Genomic DNA, 18,398 nt, shown 5'->3' with positions numbered 1-18,398 from the left:
TGGCGCTCACTTGCTAGCCCCTCGCTTCAGTTCGCTGGCGCTCACTTGCTAGCCCATCGCTTCAGTTCGCTGGCGCTCACTTGAAGGCATCCTTGATCTTGCCGAAGACGCCCTTGTGGTTGTCGGCGATCAGCGCCTCGGGCCGCTGCTCGTCCCGGAGTCCGGAGAGCTGCTCGAGCAGGGCCCGCTGGTCCTCGTCGAGCCGGGTGGGGGTCTCGACGACGACTTGCACCTTGAGGTCACCGCGGCCGGGGCCACGCAGACGCGGCACACCGTGGCCCTTGATCGTGAGCGTGTCGCCCGACTGGGTGCCGGCCACGACGTCGAGCTCGACCTTGGTCGCTCCTGCCTCCGCCTCGGGCAGATCGGCCTCGAGGGTTGGCAGGTCGAGATGCGTGCCGAGCGCAGCGGCAGTCATCGGCAGCGTGATCTGGCAGAAGAGCTGATCGCCCTTGCGCTGGAACACGGGGTGACGGGCGACGTTGATCTCCAGGTAGAGATCGCCGGCCGGTCCGCCTCCGGGGCCGACCTCACCCTCACCGGTCAGCTGGATGCGCGTGCCCTGGTCGACCCCGGGCGGGATCGTGACCGAGATCGAGCGGCGCGAGCGTACGCGACCCTCTCCGGCGCACTCCGGGCACGGATCGGGGATGACCGTGCCGAATCCGTGGCAGGTCGGGCACGGGCGGGACGTACGGATGTCGCCGAGGAGCGACCGCTGCACGTGCTGGACGTCGCCATGGCCGTGGCACGTGCGGCAGGTGACCGGTTCGGAGCCGTTGGCGGCACCGCTGCCCGTGCACGTCGTGCAGGTGACGGCGGTGTCGACCTTGATGTCGTGCGTGACGCCGAACGCCGCTTCGGCCAGCTCGACGTTGAGCCGCAGCAAGGCATCCTGGCCACGCTGCGCGCGAGGCCGTGGTCCGCGGCCTGCGTTCTGGCCGAAGAAGGCATCCATGATGTCGTCGAAGTTGAAGCCCTGACCGCCGAACCCGCCGCTTCCACCGTTGCTGAGCGGATCGCCGCCACGGTCAAATGTCGAGCGCTTCTGCGGGTCCGACAGCACCTCGTAGGCGACGGTGACCTCCTTGAACCGGTCGGAGGCGTCAGCGGCGCCGTTGACATCGGGATGGAGCTGGCGCGCGAGCTTGCGATAAGCTTTCTTGATCTCATCAGCGCCCGCGTCACGTCCGACGCCGAGTGTTGCGTAGTAGTCCTGTGCCATGTGTCCTAGATGTCCCTGTGAGGTGGTCAGTTGTCAGCCAGTGTGCGGCCGACATAACGGGCGACGGCGCCGACAGCGGCCATCGTTGCTGGGTAGTCCATGCGGGTGGGACCGACGGTGCCGAGAGTGGCGAGCGCCTTCTCGTCGAGTCCGTATGCCGACGAGATGACGGCCGTGCTCGACAGGCCCTCGTGACCCGTCTCGCTGCCGATGCGCACCGTGAGTCCACTGGTGGCCTCACCCAGCAGCTTGAGCAACACGACCTGCTCCTCGATCGCTTCGAGGACCGGCTTGATCTCGGTGTCGAAGTCGCTGCCGAAACGCGCCAGATTGGCCGTCCCGCCCACCGCGATGCGCTCGTCGGACCGCTCGTTGGAGAAGGTCTGCGACAGCGTCGTGACGATCGAGGTCACGATCGGCCGGTCGTTGGGTGCGAAGGTCTCGATCATCTCGGCAAGCCTCAGCGAGGCCTCGGGAAGGCGCTGGCCCACTGTGGCCCCGGTGATCCGCGACCGCAGGTCGGAGATGAGCTGCTCGGTCGGCGTCTCGACAAGCTCGATGATGCGCTGCTCGACGCGGCCACTGCTCGTGATGACCACCAGCAGCACCCGCGCGGCCTCGAGCGCGACGATCTCGATGTGCCGGACCGTCGAGCGGGTCAGCGACGGATACTGCACGATCGCGACCTGGTTGGTGAGCTGGGCCAGGACGCGTACGGACCGTTGCACGACGTCGTCGACGTCGACTGCCCCGGTCAGGAAGGTCTCGATGGCGCGGCGCTCGGCCGGCGTCAGCGCCTTGACCGTGGAGAGCCGATCGACGAACAACCGATAGCCCTTGTCGGTGGGGATGCGACCGGCGCTGGTGTGCGGCTGGGCGATGTAGCCCTCATCCTCGAGCGCGGCCATGTCGTTGCGGATCGTGGCCGGGGAGACCCCGAGCTGATGACGATCCAGCAACGACCGGGAGCCAACCGGCTCCTGGGTCGCGACGTAGTCCTCGACGATGGCCCGGAGGACGTCGAGTCGGCGTTCGTCAGACATCCCCTACCTCCATTCGGCGAGCTCCTTCCGCGCGTCCTGCTGGCACTCTCCATGGCCAAGTGCCAGTCTAGCGATGTGCGCACACTTTCGATCGTGGAGACCGAGCCTGGCGCCTACCGAGTGTCAGGGATCACGCGCAGCCTGACCTTTCGGCCCCGGCTGGTGACCCTCGACGATGGCACCACGATCGCGCACGAGTCCCAGGGTGGCGCGATGTCGGCCGCGTGGGCGATCGATCTCGGCGATGGCGTCTTCGTCGAGATCGCCCACCTCGGCGATGGCCCGGTCGGCGGGGAGCTCGTCATGACCGTCACGAACATCGACCCCGACGGGACCCAGCGCCACGTCGCGATCGGTGACCTGTGGGCCGACGAGCTGCCCGAGCACGTGCCCACCAGCTGGCCTGTTGCCGTCGACCTGGCCCTCGGACTGCTCGACGGTGAGGCCCAGGTCATCGGGCCAGGCATCACCAAGGACGACATCGAGACCCTTCACCAACGACTTCTCGGAGCTCTCCATGGTTGACCTCTATGGCGCCGACGTCCTGTCCGGCGACTGGAAGAAGCCGCCGCGCGGGCGCACCGTCGAGGTCGTCGCGGAGCTCGGCATGGTCGTCGAGGACGCCACGACCGGCTTCTGCGGTGAGGTCATGGTCATCGAGAAGGACCTCGGCATGATGATCCTCGAGGATCGTCGCCTGACCCGCCGCTCGTTCCCGTTCGGCCCGGGCTACCTGCTCGACGGCAAGCCGGTCGAGCTGCGACCGCCGTCGGCCAAGACCAAGGCCGCCGCCACGCACACGGCCTCGGGTTCGCGCGCTGTCGCCGGCGCCAAGGCCCGGGTCGCGCTACCGAGCCGCATCTATGTCGAGGGGCGTCACGACGCCGAGCTCGTCGAGAAGGTATGGGGTGAGGACCTGCGCATCGAGGGTGTTGCCGTCGAATACCTCGGCGGCATCGACGACCTCGTCTCGATCGTCGACGAGTTCGCCCCGGGTCCGGACCGGCGACTCGGCGTGCTGGTCGACCATCTCGTGCCCGGCTCCAAGGAGACGCGACTCGCGCAGCAGGTCTCCGGTCGCGCGCACGTGCTCGTGGTCGGTCATCCGTATGTCGATGTGTGGCAGTCGGTCAAGCCGGATCGTCTCGGCATGGCCGCATGGCCGGTCATCCCGCGCGGGACGGACTGGAAGCACGGCATCTGCAACTCACTCGGCTGGCCGCATCGCGATCAGGCAGACATCGCCCGGGCGTGGAAGCACATCCTTGGCCGCGTCGACTCCTACGCCGACCTCGAACCGGCCTTCCTCGGCCGGGTCGAGGAGCTCATCGACTTCGTCACCGCTGCCTGATCGGGCAGCCGGGCCACGCCGGACTATTCGACGAGCTCTCGCACCACGGCGTCGGCCAACAGCCGCCCGGACCTGGTCAGGACCAGCCGGTCACGGTGCACGTCGGCAAGCCCTCTGGCCACGACATCGGGGATCGCGGCGCGTGCGGCCGGCCCCAGGGAGTCGATCTCCAGTCCGGCCCGCAGCCGGGTCTCCAGCATGATCTGCTCCATTCGGGCGGTCGCGGCGTCGATCGACTCGCCTCCGTGCCGTGGTGACTCACCGGCAGCGAGCCGCTGGGCGTAGGCCGCGGGATGCTTGACGTTCCACCACCGTTCCCCGCCGACGTGCGAATGCGCTCCGGGACCCACTCCCCACCAGTTGGCGCTCCGCCAGTAGAGGACGTTGTGCCGGCACTGGGCAGCCTCGTCACGGGCCCAGTTGGACAGCTCGTACCAGTCGAGGCCGGCCGCGGAGAACAGCTCATCCGCGAGGACGTACTTGTCGGCGGTCTCGTCATCATCAGGCATGGCGACCTCGCCCCGCCTGACCTTGCGGGCGAATGCCGTGCCGTCCTCGACGATCAGCGCGTAGGCACTGATGTGATCGGGCTCGAGCTCGATCGCCTGCTCGACACTGGCGCGCCAGTCGTCCATCGACTCCCCCGGCGTGCCGTAGATCAGGTCGACGCTCAGCTGCTCGAATCCGGCTTCGCGCGCCCAGCGCACCGCCTGCGGGACGCCGGCCGGATCATGCGTGCGGTCGAGGGTGGCGAGCACGTGCGGCACGGCCGACTGCACACCGAACGAGATCCGGTTGAAGCCACCCTCGCGCAGCGCCGCCAGCGACTGCGGCGTGACGCTGTCGGGGTTGGCCTCGGTCGTGACCTCGACGTCGTCGGTGAGCCCGAACGCATCGCGGACCGCGGCGAGCATCCGGACGAGGGCGTCCGACGGGAGCTGGGTCGGCGTGCCACCGCCGAAGAACACCGTCTCGACCGGTGGGGCGCCGACCAGCTCGCGCCCGGCCCGCTCGATCTCCACGATCGCGGTGTCGGCGTATGTCGCCCGGGTGGCACCCTCGCCGAGCTCGTCGGCGGTGTAGGTGTTGAAGTCGCAGTAGCCGCAACGCACCGAGCAGAACGGCACGTGAACATACACGCCGAAGGACCGCTCCCCCAGCGTGGAGAGCGGTCCTTCGGGCAGTGGCACCTGCTAAGCGTAGAAGCCGTCGAGGATCTCCTTGTTGTTGGCTTCGACGACATTGCGCTTGACCTTCATGCTGGGCGTGATCTCACCGGACTCGACCGACAGGTCATGGTCGAGGATCGCGAACTTCTTGATCGTCTCCCAGCGGTTGATCTTGGTGTTGAGCTCATCGATCTGGCCCTGGATGACGTTGTTCATCTCGGGTGAGGAGACGATCTCGGCATACGACTTGCCGGCCATGCCGTGGTGGCCCGCCCACTCGTTGACCGCATCGGGATCCAGGGTGATGAGCGCCGTGCAGAAGTTGCGGTCGTTGCCGTGGACGACGATCTGGCTGGTCAGCGAGCTGATGCCCTTGAAGGTGCCCTCGATGTGCGGCGGGGCGACATACTTGCCGCCCGAGGTCTTGAAGAGCTCCTTCTTGCGACCTGTGATGAACAAGAAGCCGTCCTCGTCGATGCGCCCCTCGTCGCCGGTGTGGAGCCAGCCTTCGGAGGTCAGCGCGGAGGCGCTCTCGGTGTCGAGGTTGTGATAGCCGCGCATGATGTGCGGGCCCTTGATGAGCACCTCGCCATCCTCGGCGATCTTGGCCTCGCTGCCGGGGAACGGCGTGCCCACCGAGCCGAGCTTGAAGTTGTCGGGCGAATTGACGAACGCTCCGGCCGAGGTCTCGGTGAGGCCATAGCCCTCGAGGATCAGCACGCCGGCGGAGTGGAACCACTCGGCGATGTCGGGCGACAGCGCCGCGGCACCCGAGATGAAGAAGCGCACGCGGCCGCCGAAGCGGTCACGCACCTTGGAGAAGACAAGCTTGTCTGCCACGGCGTGCTTGGCCTTGAGGACCGGCGAGATGGTCTTGCCCGAGCGCACCGCGCGGGAGTGCTCGAGCCCGACGCTCTCGGCCCACTTGAATATCTTGAGCTTGGCACCGCCCTCGGACTCGGTCATGCCGACGATGCGTCCGTACGCCTTTTCGAAGATGCGTGGCGCGGCACCCATGAATGTCGGCTTCACGATCGCGAGGTTCTCGACGATCTTGGGGACGCGGCCGTCGATCGCGGTGGCGAATCCGATGGCCAGCTGGGTCGTCAGCAAGACCTTGCCGAACGAGTGGGCCATCGGCAGCCACAGGAACTGCAGGTCGTCCTCGCTCAGGATCCCGGCCGCAACCATCACGGCGCCTTCGTATGTCCAGCCGTCGTGACTGAGGCGGACTCCCTTGGGGCGGCCCGTCGTGCCGGAGGTGTAGATGAGTGTCGCGAGCGAGTCACGCTTGGATGCGGCCACGCGCTCCTCGATGACCTCGGGGTGCTCGGCGAGATAGGCATCGCCGAGGGCAGCGAGCTCGTCGAAGCTGATGACCCAGTCGCCGTCGCCCTCACCGTCGAAGACGACGACCTTGATGATCGATGGCAGCTCGGAGTGCTTGTCGCGCAACTTGGCGACCTGCTCGTCGTCCTCGGCGAAGACGACACGACTGTCGGAGTCGGCCAGGATGTAGGCGACGTCATCGGCCATCGTGGTCGGGTAGACCGTGGTCGTCGCAGCCCCCGCAGCGACGATCGCGAGATCGGCCAAGATCCACTCGAGCCGCGTTCCGGAAGCGATCGCGACCCGCTCCTCGGGCTCGATGCCCAGCGAGACGAGTCCGGCGCCCAGGCTGGTCACCCGCTTGCCGGTCTCGGCCCAGGTCAGCGAGTGCCAGACCTCGTTCTCGTCGGGATAGCGGAACGCCTCCCGCTCAGCAGACTGCGCGACGCGGGAAAAGAACATCGCGCCGAGGCTCTCGGCGCGATCCTGGACGATCTCCAGCTGTTCGGGGGTGGCAACGGTGACAGTCATGGTGGTCCCTCAACAAGACGTACGGACGGTATGTGGTGTGGTGCGGATCACCCTAACCTACCCACCGGTCACCCCATCGGGATGCCGCCAGCACCACCCCGCCCACCGCGTCGACGGTTTACCACGGTCCCTACGCAAAGGTCGTCCGCCCGCGGGTAATCAACCGCGGGGAGACGACGCTTGCCTAGGGACCGTGGTAAACCGCAACCGAGGGCCGGGGGCTACCTGTCGGCGTCGCCGGTGGAGAGGGCGGCGATGAAGGCTTCCTGGGGGACCTCGACGCGGCCAACCATCTTCATCCGCTTCTTGCCCTCCTTCTGCTTCTCCAGCAGCTTGCGCTTGCGCGAGATGTCGCCGCCGTAGCACTTGGCAAGGACGTCCTTGCGGATCGCGCGGATGTTTTCGCGAGCGATGACCCGGGCGCCGATGGCGGCCTGGATCGGCACCTCGAACTGCTGGCGCGGGATCAGCTCCTTGAGCTTGGACGCGAGCGAGACTCCGTACGCATACGCGTTGTCACGGTGCACGATGGCGCTGAAGGCATCGACGATCTCGCCCTGCAGGAGCACGTCGACCTTGACCAAGTCGGAAGCCTGCTCGCCGGTCGGCTCGTAGTCCAGCGAGGCATAGCCCTTGGTACGGCTCTTGAGCGCGTCGAAGAAGTCGAACATGATCTCGCCCATGGGCAGCGTGTACTTGATCTCGACCCGGTCCTCGGAGAGGTAGTCCATGCCGATCAGCTGGCCACGTCGAGCTTGGCACAACTCCATGATCGTGCCGATGTAGTCCGTGGGGCTCAGCACGGTGGCTCGGACGACGGGCTCATAGACCTTGTCGATCTTGCCCTCGGGATATTCCGAGGGATTGGTGACGACGTGCTCCTTCTCGTCTTCCATCTCCACCCGGTAGACGACGTTGGGCGCAGTCGAGATGAGCTCGAGGTTGAACTCTCGCTCGAGCCGCTCACGGACGATCTCGAGGTGTAGCAGCCCAAGGAAGCCGATGCGGAAGCCGAAGCCCAGTGCGCCGGACGACTCGGGTTCGTAGACGAGGGCGGCATCGTTGAGCTGGAGCTTCTCCAACGCATCGCGCAGCGTCGGGTAGTCGTCGCCGTCGAGCGGATAGAGCCCGGCAAACACCATCGGGTTGGGGGTCTTGTAGCCCCCGAGTGGCTCGGTCGCACCGTGGATGTGGGACGTCACGGTGTCGCCGACCCGGGACTGGCGGACCTCTTTGACGCCGGTGATGAGGTAGCCGACCTCGCCGACACCGATCTCCTTGGCCTTGACCGGGTCGGGCGAGATGACCCCGACCTCGAGCATCTCGTGCACGGCGCCGGTCGACATCATCTTGATCCGGTCGCGGTGGGACAGCTTGCCGTCGACCACTCGGACGTATGTCACGACGCCCCGGTATGTGTCGTAGACCGAGTCGAAGATCAAGGCACGCGGGGGCGAGTCGGGATCGCCCTTGGGCGGCGGGATCTCATCGACGATGAGGTTGAGCAGCTCCTCAACACCCTGGCCGGTCTTGGCGGACACCCGGAGCACGTCATCCGGGTCGCCGCCGATGATGCCGGCGATCTCCGCGGCATACTTCTCCGGCTGCGCGCCGGGCAGATCGATCTTGTTGAGGACCGGGATGATGTCGAGGTCCGCGTCGATCGCGAGATAGAGGTTGGCCAGTGTCTGCGCCTCGATGCCCTGGGCGGCGTCGACCAGCAGAATCGCGCCCTCACACGCTTCGAGGCTGCGGCTGACCTCATAGGTGAAGTCGACGTGGCCCGGGGTGTCGATCATGTTGAGGATGTAGACCGTGCCGGCGTCGTCACCGCTCGACTTGGTGAACGGCATGCGTACGGCCTGGCTCTTGATCGTGATGCCGCGCTCACGCTCGATGTCCATGCGGTCCAGATATTGCGCGCGCATGTCACGACCGTCGACCACGCCTGTGTGCTGCAGCATGCGATCGGCCAGCGTCGACTTGCCGTGATCGATGTGCGCGATGATGCAGAAGTTGCGCAGGATCTGCGGGTCGGTGGCCCCGGGCTGGGGAACGGGGCTGTTGCTCATGATGCCTTCATTGTCCCATCACCCGGGGTGCGCTCGCGCCACCCGGGGTGTGCTGGCGCCACCCGTTGGGCGAGCCTCTCAAGGTCAGGAGGGACCTCGCCAGGGTCCACGGAGGCGGCTTCGCCGCGACACGTTCAACCCCCTCAACGCTCCTCCCCCTACTCGCAGAACTCCTGGTGCGACCCCCGGCTGCGATCGTCGGTCCCGGCGGATTTGAGGGGTCAGGCCGCTCACTGGTAGAGTTGGTGGTCGCGTGCCCGGCACGTCCCACCACACTTTTACTGGCACCACCACCGTTGCAGCATCCACACACATTCGAGAGAAACAGGTTTGCCCCGTGGCGAATATCAAGTCGCAGATCAAGCGCAACCGGCAGAACGAGCTGGCCCGTGAGCGCAACAAGTCCGTGCGCTCGGCCCTCAAGACGGCCGTGCGCCGCTTCGACGAGGCCGTGAAGGCCGGCAACGCTGAGGACGCCAAGAAGTTTGCGGGCGAGGCCAACAAGAAGCTCGACAAGGCCGCCACCAAGAAGGTCATCCACAAGAACCAGGCGGCCAACCGCAAGTCGGCGATCGCCAAGAAGGCCGCATCGCTCTGACGTACAGCCATGGACTGAGCGCCCCTCGGGGCGCTTTTTTCATACCCTTTTCGGGTCGGCGCTCCGACCCCAGACCGATGCACGACGCATGAGCCACTCCAGCGGACCCTTGCCGATGAACCGCTGCCACAGCGTCGCGACCACACACAGCACGACGACCTGCAGCAGCCAGTCCTGATAGCTGCCCTTGGGGATGCCGGCAGCGGGGTCGTCGAGGAAGTCCACCCGCAGGCGCCAGGTCCAGAGGACATGGATCACGTAGAGCGTCAGCGTCATCGCACCTGCCGCCCGGAGCGGGACGAGGATCAGGCGGGCCCACGGCAGTCGTACGAGAAGCGCGCAGACCCCGATCACGAGAACCGCAGAGCCGGTCGCGCTGAGCACGTTGAGCGGCATCGAGGTGTGCTCGCCGACAAGCAGGAGATCCTCCCACTGCGCTAGTCCGTAGTCAGAGGCGAACAGCAGGCGCCATCCGCGACCGTCGCTGTCCGCCGCCATGCCGTTGTTGATCAGGAACAGGCCGGCGCCCAGAGTCGTGCTCACCAGTGCCACTCCGACCGCCACCAGCCGCCATGCGACCACCGTCCGGCGCAGATCGAGACGACCGATCGCGAGTCCCGCCAGGACGTACGCGAACCACACCCCGGCCGGGTAGGCGCCCCACACGACGAGCTCCGAGACCAGGTCGTGGGGCGCCTTGAGGTCGGAGAGCTCGGCCTGCCCGGCCTGCACCGGGGAGTGAGCGATCCTCGCTCCGAGCAGTGCGACCGGAGCAGCGAGAGCCCAGACTGCAGCCAGGACCAGCAGGACCCGCGTCGACAGCCGCCGGAACGGGAGTGCGAGCACGATCATCAGGCCGTAGGACGCCAGGATGATGAGCACCGGCAGGTCTTCGAGCGAGCCGAGCCACAGGCCGAGCGCGATCAACAGCACCGCCCGGATCCAGGTGGCCCGCGTTGACCCGGCGCCACGCGGATCACGATCGTGAACGATCGTGAGGGCCACCCCCGCGAGCAGCGCGAACAGCGGTGCCGCACGACCTCCGGCGACGATGCTCCCGATCGGAGGGTTGCGCTCGATCCAATAGGGACCGATGTGGACCAGCATCATGCCCACCAGCGCGATCCCGCGGGCCAGGTCCACGGCCTCGACCCTGGCCGTGGTGGATCTGCCCATCAGCGCCGGCGCTGAGCCGCGACAGCCAGGACCATGCGCTCGACCGCATAGGCCGGATCGGCCGCACCGCCCTTGACGTCGAGGTCGGCCTGGGCCACCGCATCCAGCGCCTTGGCCAACCCGCTCTGGTCCCACCAGCCGAGCCGCTGCCGCAACGCCCTGATCTTGAACGGTGGCGCGCCGATGAGGGAGGCCAGGTCATTGTCACGCATGCCCTCGGGCGCGCTGGAGAGCTTGGCCAGCGAGCGTAGGCCGGTCGCGAACGCGCTGGTGATGAGGACGGGCGCGACCTTGGCGGTCTCGGCCCACCGGGCCTGTTCGAGGGCAACATTGATGCGCCCGTCGATCGCGGCGTCGGCAATCTCGTAGCCCCGGACGTCAGCACGGCCGCCGAAGTACTGCTGGACGAGCGACGCGGTGATCTGGGCGCCCTTCTCGAGATTGGCGACGAGCTGATCGGCCGCTCCCCCGAGCGCACGGAGGTCCTGGCCGACCGATGCGACCAGGAGGCTCGCGGCCTCCTCATCAATGCGGGCACCGAGGTCTCGCACCTCGGTGTAGACCCACCGCGCGAAGTCGCGCTCATACTTGGGTTGCTCGAGCTTGACCTCGCTGACGCTGCCGATCTTGCGGAGCTTGTCGAGCAGACCCTTGGCCTTGTTGCCGCCGCCATGGACCAGCACGACGGCGACGTCGGGCGAGGTGTCGGCGGCGTAGGCAAGCAGCTCTGCCTGCGCCGCGTCAGGGAGGTCCTGCAGCTCGGTCAGCACGAGGGCACTGACGTCGCTGAACAGCGACGGGCTCGTGAGCCCGGCGAGCTCGCCGGGCTGCAGTCCGGAGGCGGTGGACTCGGCGACCTGGCACTCGGGATGCTCAGTCGTGACAGCCTTGACCGCCCGCGCGCGCGTGCGATCGGCGAGGAACTCGGCGTTGCCGGTGATGAGCAGGATCTTGCCGAATGCCGTGGCCACGGAGCCAGACTAGTCGCGCGTGACGACAAGGAGGCGGCCATCACGCTCGACGATCGCAATGTCACCGTCGGTGTCTGTGCGCCACCAGCGAGCGCCCTGGTCGCGGAGCAGGGACAGTGCGGCCGCGGCGGGGTGGCCGTAGTCGTTGGTCTCTCCCGCGCTGATCGTCGCGAGGCGAGCACCCACGGCTTCGAAGAACTCCGGTGACTGCCGCGCGCTGCCGTGGTGCGGCATCTTGAGGACGTCTGCCGCGAGATCGGGATGATTCCGGACCAGGGCCGCCTGGGCATCGGGTTCGATGTCGCCCGTCAGCATCAGGCGTACGCCTCGCAGCTGGGCCCTGATCACGACGCTCGCGTCGTTGGCGGTGGACCCCTCGCCGCCCGCGACCCGGATCGGCCCGGAGGCCGATGGCCACAGCACCCGGGCCGTGATGCCGGCGATCCTGAATCCCTCGCCGGGTGCCGCGATGTGCCGCGGGATCGTGGCGTGACGCGGACCGCCGGTCGGGCCGACCGCGATCTGATCGACCCGGCGACCGGTCAGGACCCCAGGCCAGCCGTCGACGTGATCCGCGTGATCGTGCGTGAACACCATCAGGCGTATGCGCGAGATGTCGAGGCGGTCGAGGCAGCGGTCGACGACGGTCGGATCGGGTCCGGCGTCGATGACCACCGCGGACCCTCGGCCGGCGTCGAGAACCGTTGCGTCGCCCTGTCCGACCGCGCACGCGACCATGAGCCACCCCGGGGGCGGCCAACCGGTCTCGGGCGGCCGCCAGACAGCCACGAGCAGGCCCATCGACACACCTACGGCGAGGACCGGTCGGGACGAGATCACGACCACCGCGACGATCGTCACCGGGACGATCAGCAACAGCCACTGCCAGGGCGCATGCCACGCCAACGACGCCGCGTCGAGAGAGGCCGCCCGGTGCCCGATCGTGAGGATCCAGCTCGCGCAGGCACCGGCGACCACACCGGGGACATGACTCAGCGGCACGGAGATCAGCGCGACGAGCCCGCCGAGCAACCCGGCCACAGTGGCGGGCGCAACCGCCGGGGCGGCGAGCAGGTTGGCGACGACGGCAACGAGCGAGATCTGTCCGGACAATGCCGCGATTGCCGGCGTGCACACCAGCTGCGCGGCCATCGGGACGGCGATCGCCAGCGCACACCAGCGTGGCATCCAGCGTCCGAGGCGATGAGCCAGCGGTGGTGCGATGAGCAGGATGCCTGCCGTCGCGGTCACCGACAGCACGAAGCCGGCAGACCTGGACAACCACGGATCGACGAACACCAGCGCAACCACTGCGCAGGCCAGGGCCCGCACCCCTCCTCGTGTGCCGAAGCCGAGGGCCGCGACGCCGACTGCTCCCATGGCGGCGGCCCGCAGGACACTCGGGTCCGGCCTGGCGAGCAGCACGAAGGCAACGATCGACAGTGCCCCGAGTATGCCCAGACCCCTCCGGCTTGTCCCCGCGGCGCGCCCGATCACCATCACGACGGCCAGCACGATCGTCAGGTTGGTGCCCGAGACTGCCATCAGGTGGGTGAGTCCGCTTCGTCGGAAGTCCTCCTCGACCCCGTCGCTGACCCGGCCGTCGTCACCGTCGACGAGAGCGGGGACGAGAGCCTCGGGCTCCGGGCCTACCGGGGTGACCGCCTGGCGTACGCCCTCGCGCACCCGCTCCGACGCCTCCCACCACCACGTCGCGCGATCGGCCGGTCCTCGCCGCACCACGTCGATCACGGCGGCCTCGTCGGAGGAGTCCGACGGGGACAGCCGTCCCTTGACGACCAGCCGGCGTCCGACGACCAGTCCGGTGGCGTCGCCGTCGAGGAATGCGGTTGCGCGATCGCGGGCGCGGACGTCGACATCGCGGCTGACCGCCCTCCGCACCAACACCTGCACGACGACAGACTCCCGGCCGTGGTGGACGAAAGTCCGGGCGTCGCGCCTCACCTCGACATCGAGGGTCGCGAGGCGATGCTGCCGGGCGAGGTCGGTGAGCGGTGAGTGCTCGATCGTGGCCAGGCGCCAGGCGCAGGATGCCGCCACCGCAGCGAGACAGACCGCCGCCAGGCACACGGCCGTCAGCACCCATCGGACCACTCGCCCCGAACCCCACCAGAGGAGCAGCCCCGCGCAGGCGATCGCGCTCACCGCGATGATGACCGAGACGGAGGACCTGGTGGTCACCAGCCACGCCGCAGCGCCCCACGAGACGAGCGCGGACGGCACCAGCCGCAGGTCGTGCATCACACGACGACGAGGTCGCGGAGCTCCGCAAGCGTCACGTCGCCGATGCCCTTGACGTCGAGCAGGTCGTCGACCGACCCGAATCGGCCGTTGTCCTCCCGCCAGCTGAGGATCGACTGTGCCGTGACGGGTCCCACTCCCGGCAGCGTGTCGAGCTGTTCGGCAGTCGCGGTGTTGAGGTTGATCTTCGCGCCGGCGGTGGTCCCCGTTGATCCTGTTGGACCCGTCGACCCTGATGCTCCGCCGGGTCCCTCGACCGGTTCGATGTCCACCATGATCTGTTCACCGTCGGTCAGGACCCGGGCCATGTTGAGCGAGGCGGTGTCGGCCTTGCCCTTGAGTCCCCCTGCGGCTTCGATGGCCTGGTAGACCCGCGACCCCTTGGGCACCGTGACGATGCCGGGGCGGCGCACCTTGCCGATGACGTCAATGATGAGCTCGGCCCCGGGTGAAACCGCTGACGGAGCCCCGGGCGCTGGCGCCGTCGTCTCCGCGAATGCCAACGGCGCCACCGGCTGACTGGTCTCGGGCCGCCCTGACAGCAGCCACCAGACCAGCAGGACCGACGCAGCAACGGCGATCGTGGTGAGGACCCGGACGTGCGGGAGGTCGACGGTGCGGCGAGCACGGTGCTGCTCGGGGTCCTCCACGGCAGGAAGCTCGGCGTCGAACGAGGCCGCGAGCTGGGCCAGTCTGCGCCGCGCGATCTCCGCGCGAGTCTCATCGGTCGGGACGGGAGGGCGGCGACGCTTCACACCCACGACGCTAGGCGGGGTCCACCGACATACGCGAGGGACCGACGCAGGGGCTGTGGACAACGGGCGCGGTCGGTGATCCCGTGGAAATCCGACCGAACACCGCGGTCCCTGCAAGGTCGTCCGCCACGTTGCCGAGGACCACGCACTAGGGACCGTGGTAAACCGTCGGGGCTGGCGGACTGGCGCGCGGTCAGCAGCGGGGGGTGACGGTCACCGAGATCATGCCCGGTCCGACATGGGCACCGATCGAGGCGCCGACCTCGTCGACGCCGATCGAGTCCAGCTCGAGGGCAGCCGCGAGGCGCGAGGCGACTGCTGTGGCGAGGGTCAGGCTGGAGAGGTGCTGCACGCCGATGTCGAACCCCTTGTCGCAGCCCTCGGCCCGCTCAACCGCCAGAGCCTCGAGCCGGGCGATTGCCTTGGCCTGTGTTCGTACGCGCTCAAGTGGCACGACCAGCCCGTCAGTGATCGTCAGGATCGGCTTGACCGCCAGCGCCGACCCGATCAGGGCCGCTGCAGCGCCGACACGTCCGCCCCTCTTGAGGTACTCGAGCGTGTCGACGTACAGCAGGACTGTGGAGGAGTCACCGGCCCGCCGGGCGGCCTCTGCCACGCCGACCACATCCTCGCCGGCATCGCGCGCACTGGCGGCGCGACCCGCGGCGAATCCCGTGGCGATGCCGACCTGGGTCGAGTCGATGCAGGTCACCGGCACCGAAGCCTGCTTGGAGGCCAGGACCGCTGAGTCGAACGTGCCCGACATCTTGGAGCTGAGATGCACCGACACGATCGCATCGGCTCCCTCCGCAGCGAGTCGTTCGTAGACCGTGAGGAAGTCGTCCGGTGTGGGCCGCGACGTGCTGACCGGCACGAAGGAGGCCAGCGCCTCCGCCAACATGTCGGCCGTGACGTCGACGCCCTCGGTGAACACATCGGCGCCGATGATGACCTGCAACGGTATGACTGAGATGCCCTCGCGCTCGGCATCCTCTGGGGACAACGACGACGTCGAGTCGGTGACGATCGCGACGCTCATGCTGGCACCTTATCGGGACGCACGAGCTAGACCACGACGCTGACGAGCTTGGGTGCCCGCACGATGATCTTGCGGATCTCGCGACCGTCGATCGACCGGACGACGTTGGGCTCGGCCAGCGCGAGCGCCGTCAGCTCCTCGTCGGTGATGCCGGGGCTGACCTCGATCTTGCCGCGCACCTTGCCCAGCACCTGCACCACGCAGGTCACCGATGCCGAGGCGAGGTGCGCCGGGTCGGCAACCGGGAACGGCGCGTGCGTCAGCGATTCCTCGTGACCCAGGCGGGACCACAGCTCCTCGGCGAGGTGCGGAGCCAGCGGTGCGAGCATCAGCACGAGCGGCTCGACTGCGGCACGGCTGCGCACACCGTCCTTGGTCAGGTGGTTGGTCAGCTCGATCAGCTTGGCCACGGCGGTGTTGAAGCGCATGCCCTCAAGGTCCCCACCCACGCCGTCGATCGTGACGTGCAGGACGTGCAGGGTCGCGGCATCGAGATCTGCGTCATCGACGAGCAGATCGCCGGAGTCCTCGTCGACCAGCAGGCGCCACACCCGCTGCAGGAACCGCTGCGCGCCGATGACCGCGCGGGTCTCCCACGGACGCGACACGTCGAGCGGCCCCATCGCCATCTCGTAGACCCGCAACGTGTCGGCTCCGTATGCCTCATACATCTCATCGGGCGTGACGGCATTCTTGAGGCTCTTGCCCATCTTCCCGTACTCGCGGCTGACCGAGCTGCCGTCGAACCAGAACGTGCCGTCGTCACGCTTCTCGACCTGGTCCGCCTCGACATAGACACCACGTGAGTCGGTGAACGCCTCGGCCTGGATGTAACCCTGGTTGAAGAGCTTGTGGAACGGCTCCTCGCTCGACACGTGACCGAGGTCGAACAGCACCTTGTGCCAGAAGCGCGCATAGAGCAGGTGGAGGACGGCGTGCTCGACGCCGCCGACATAGAGGTCGACACCCCCGGTCTCCCCCGGCTTGCGCGGCCCGAGCCAATAGCGCTCGTTGTCGGGGTCGACGAGCCGGTCCGTGTTGTGCGGATCTGCGTAGCGGAGCTCGTACCACGACGAGCCTGCCCAGTTGGGCATCGTGTTGGTCTCCCGGCGGTACGTCCTGGGCCCGTCGCCAAGGTCGAGCTGGACGTTGACCCACTCCGGCACCCGGGCCAGCGGAGGTTCGGGCTCGCTGCCGGCGTCGTCGGGAGCATAGGTCTTGGGCGAGTAGTCCGGCACCTCCGGCAGCTCGACCGGCAGCATCGAGTCCGGCAGAGCGATCGGCTGGTCGAGCTCGTCGTAGACGATCGGGAACGGCTCCCCCCAATAGCGCTGGCGGCTGAACAACCAGTCGCGCAGCCGGTAGGTCGTGGTGCCCTCGCCGGCGCCGCGCTGCTGCAGCCACGTGATGATCGCCTCCTTGGCCTCGGCGATGCCGAGCCCGTCGAGGCTGACCTCGGCATTGGCGGAGTTGATCGCCGCGCCTTCGCCGGTGTAGGCACCCTCGAATCCCTCCGGCGGCTGCACCGTGCGGATGATCGGCAGATCGTAGGACTCGGCGAACTCGAAGTCGCGCTCGTCCTGCGCCGGCACCGCCATGATCGCGCCGGTGCCATAGCCGGTCAGCACATAGTCCGCGATGAACACCGGGATCCGGGTGTCGTTGACCGGGTTGATCGCGAACGATCCCGTGAACACGCCGGTCTTGTCCCGGTTCTCCTGACGCTCGAGGTCGGTCTTGGCCGCGGCCATCGCCCGGTATGCCGCGACGGCCTCGGCGGGGGTCGCGACGCCGTTGGTCCACAGGCGTGGCGTGTCCTCGGGCCACTCCTCGGTCGTGAGCTCGTCGACCAGCGCGTGCTCAGGAGCCAGCACGGCATAGGTCGCCCCGAAGAGGGTGTCAGGCCGAGTCGTGAACACGTCGATCGGCGCCGCGACACCTTCGACCCGGAAGCTGACCCGGGCGCCGTGCGATCGGCCGATCCAGTTGCGCTGCATGTTCTTGACCGAGTCGGGCCAGTCGACCCGTTCGAGGTCGTCGATCAGGCGATCCGAATAGGCCGTGATGCGCATCTTCCACTGGCGCAGGTTGCGCGGGAAGACCGGGAAGTTGCCGCGCTCGCTGCGACCCTCGGCTGTGACCTCCTCGTTGGCGAGCACCGTGCCGAGACCGGGGCACCAGTTCACCGGGGACTCATCGACATACGCCAGGCGCACCGAGTCGATCAGGATGCTGCGTTCGAAGGGTCCGAGCTCGGCCCACGCCGCGCCGTCGGGAGCTGTGCGCCGGCCCGACTCATAGTCGGCGCGCAGCTCGCTGATCGGCCTGGCCCGACCCTGCTCCTCGTCGTACCAGGCCTCGAAGATCTGCAGGAAGATCCACTGAGTCCAGCGGACGAAGTCGGGGTCGATCGTCGCGAAGCTGCGACGAGGGTCGTGCGCGAGCCCCAGCCGCCGCAGCTGGCGGCGCATGTTGGCGATGTTGGCGACCGTGTTGGTGCGGGGGTGCTCACCGGTCTGCACGGCGTGAATCTCTGCAGGCAGCCCGAATGCGTCGTAGCCCAGGGCGTGCAGGACATTGTCGCCCCGCATGCGACGGTAGCGGCCGACGACATCGGTCGCGATGTAACCAAGGGGGTGGCCGACATGAAGTCCCGCGCCCGAGGGATACGGGAACATGTCCATGATGAAGTACTTCTCGCCAGTGATCTCGCCGGCCAGGTCGCCCACCGGGTTGGGTGCCTCGAACGTGCCCTCGGCGTCCCAGCGGTCCTGCCACCTCCGCTCGATGTCGCCCGCGAGCGTGCTGGTGTAGCGGTAGGAGGCGGGCGTCTGGTCGGGCGTGGTCACGGCCCGAATGTTACCGGTGGGGCGCGCC

Annotated in this window: 14 protein-coding genes; 3 read left to right on the top strand and 11 right to left on the bottom strand. The window is 67.9% G+C overall.

What is annotated here, in order from left to right:
* Nucleotides 1-76: 76 nt before the first annotated feature.
* A complete protein-coding gene (gene dnaJ, locus WKF39_RS15780; RefSeq protein WP_340390147.1) occupies nucleotides 77-1,225 on the bottom strand; it encodes a molecular chaperone DnaJ in 1,149 nt (382 codons plus the stop codon).
* A gap of 26 nt (nucleotides 1,226-1,251) precedes the next feature.
* Complete coding sequence (gene hrcA / locus WKF39_RS15775; RefSeq protein WP_340390145.1) at nucleotides 1,252-2,268, bottom strand: heat-inducible transcriptional repressor HrcA; 1,017 nt, start codon at nucleotides 2,266-2,268, stop codon at nucleotides 1,252-1,254.
* A 93-nt stretch (nucleotides 2,269-2,361) separates the two neighbouring features.
* On the opposite strand from hrcA, the gene WKF39_RS15770 reads away from it, so the two are divergent.
* Nucleotides 2,362-2,793, top strand: coding sequence for a hypothetical protein (locus WKF39_RS15770; RefSeq protein WP_340390143.1), 432 nt, complete (start codon nucleotides 2,362-2,364; stop codon nucleotides 2,791-2,793).
* Complete coding sequence (locus WKF39_RS15765) at nucleotides 2,786-3,619, top strand: DUF3097 domain-containing protein (RefSeq protein WP_340390141.1); 834 nt, start codon at nucleotides 2,786-2,788, stop codon at nucleotides 3,617-3,619. Before WKF39_RS15770 ends, WKF39_RS15765 begins: the two co-directional genes overlap by 8 nt.
* Before the next feature lie 23 nt (nucleotides 3,620-3,642).
* Here WKF39_RS15765 and hemW read toward each other — a convergent pair whose 3' ends face one another.
* The 3 genes from hemW to lepA form a co-directional block, all read right to left on the bottom strand.
* Nucleotides 3,643-4,809 carry a radical SAM family heme chaperone HemW gene (hemW, locus tag WKF39_RS15760; protein ID WP_340390139.1) on the bottom strand — a complete coding sequence of 389 codons (1,167 nt, stop codon included), beginning with the start codon at nucleotides 4,807-4,809 and terminating at the stop codon, nucleotides 3,643-3,645.
* 3 nt (nucleotides 4,810-4,812) lie between these two features.
* Nucleotides 4,813-6,648: a long-chain fatty acid--CoA ligase gene (locus WKF39_RS15755; protein WP_340390137.1), complete on the bottom strand. Its 1,836-nt coding sequence runs from the start codon at nucleotides 6,646-6,648 to the stop codon at nucleotides 4,813-4,815.
* Nucleotides 6,649-6,869: 221 nt separating this feature from the next.
* Complete coding sequence (gene lepA, locus WKF39_RS15750; protein ID WP_340390135.1) at nucleotides 6,870-8,720, bottom strand: translation elongation factor 4; 1,851 nt, start codon at nucleotides 8,718-8,720, stop codon at nucleotides 6,870-6,872.
* A 337-nt stretch (nucleotides 8,721-9,057) separates the two neighbouring features.
* Between lepA and rpsT the strand changes: the two genes are divergently transcribed.
* The gene (gene rpsT / locus WKF39_RS15745) at nucleotides 9,058-9,318 is read left to right on the top strand and encodes a 30S ribosomal protein S20 (RefSeq protein WP_340390133.1); all 261 of its coding nucleotides are present in this window, start codon (nucleotides 9,058-9,060) and stop codon (nucleotides 9,316-9,318) included.
* Between the two features lie 39 nt (nucleotides 9,319-9,357).
* On the opposite strand, the gene WKF39_RS15740 is transcribed toward rpsT, so the two are convergent.
* The 6 genes from WKF39_RS15740 to leuS all read right to left on the bottom strand — a co-directional run bounded on the left by WKF39_RS15740 (nucleotide 9,358) and on the right by leuS (nucleotide 18,370).
* Complete coding sequence (locus WKF39_RS15740) at nucleotides 9,358-10,494, bottom strand: heparan-alpha-glucosaminide N-acetyltransferase domain-containing protein (RefSeq protein ID WP_340390131.1); 1,137 nt, start codon at nucleotides 10,492-10,494, stop codon at nucleotides 9,358-9,360.
* Nucleotides 10,494-11,465, bottom strand: a complete 972-nt coding sequence (gene holA, locus WKF39_RS15735; RefSeq protein WP_340390129.1) for a DNA polymerase III subunit delta — start codon at nucleotides 11,463-11,465, stop codon at nucleotides 10,494-10,496. Before holA ends, WKF39_RS15740 begins: the two co-directional genes overlap by 1 nt.
* A gap of 9 nt (nucleotides 11,466-11,474) precedes the next feature.
* A complete protein-coding gene (locus tag WKF39_RS15730; RefSeq protein WP_340390127.1) occupies nucleotides 11,475-13,727 on the bottom strand; it encodes a ComEC/Rec2 family competence protein in 2,253 nt (750 codons plus the stop codon).
* Nucleotides 13,727-14,482 (bottom strand): helix-hairpin-helix domain-containing protein, encoded by a 756-nt coding sequence (locus WKF39_RS15725; RefSeq protein ID WP_340390125.1) that lies wholly within the window; start codon nucleotides 14,480-14,482, stop codon nucleotides 13,727-13,729. Before WKF39_RS15725 ends, WKF39_RS15730 begins: the two co-directional genes overlap by 1 nt.
* A gap of 193 nt (nucleotides 14,483-14,675) precedes the next feature.
* Nucleotides 14,676-15,521: a DegV family protein gene (locus WKF39_RS15720; protein ID WP_340390123.1), complete on the bottom strand. Its 846-nt coding sequence runs from the start codon at nucleotides 15,519-15,521 to the stop codon at nucleotides 14,676-14,678.
* A gap of 26 nt (nucleotides 15,522-15,547) precedes the next feature.
* Entirely contained in the window at nucleotides 15,548-18,370 is a 2,823-nt protein-coding gene (gene leuS / locus WKF39_RS15715; protein ID WP_340390121.1) for a leucine--tRNA ligase, read from the bottom strand.
* Between the last annotated feature and the right edge of the window lie 28 nt (nucleotides 18,371-18,398).

The sequence above is a fragment of the Aeromicrobium sp. genome (genome assembly GCF_037719875.1).
Taxonomy (GTDB): Bacteria; Actinomycetota; Actinomycetes; order Propionibacteriales; family Nocardioidaceae; genus Aeromicrobium.
This window is presented reverse-complemented; position numbering and strand designations above follow the sequence as displayed.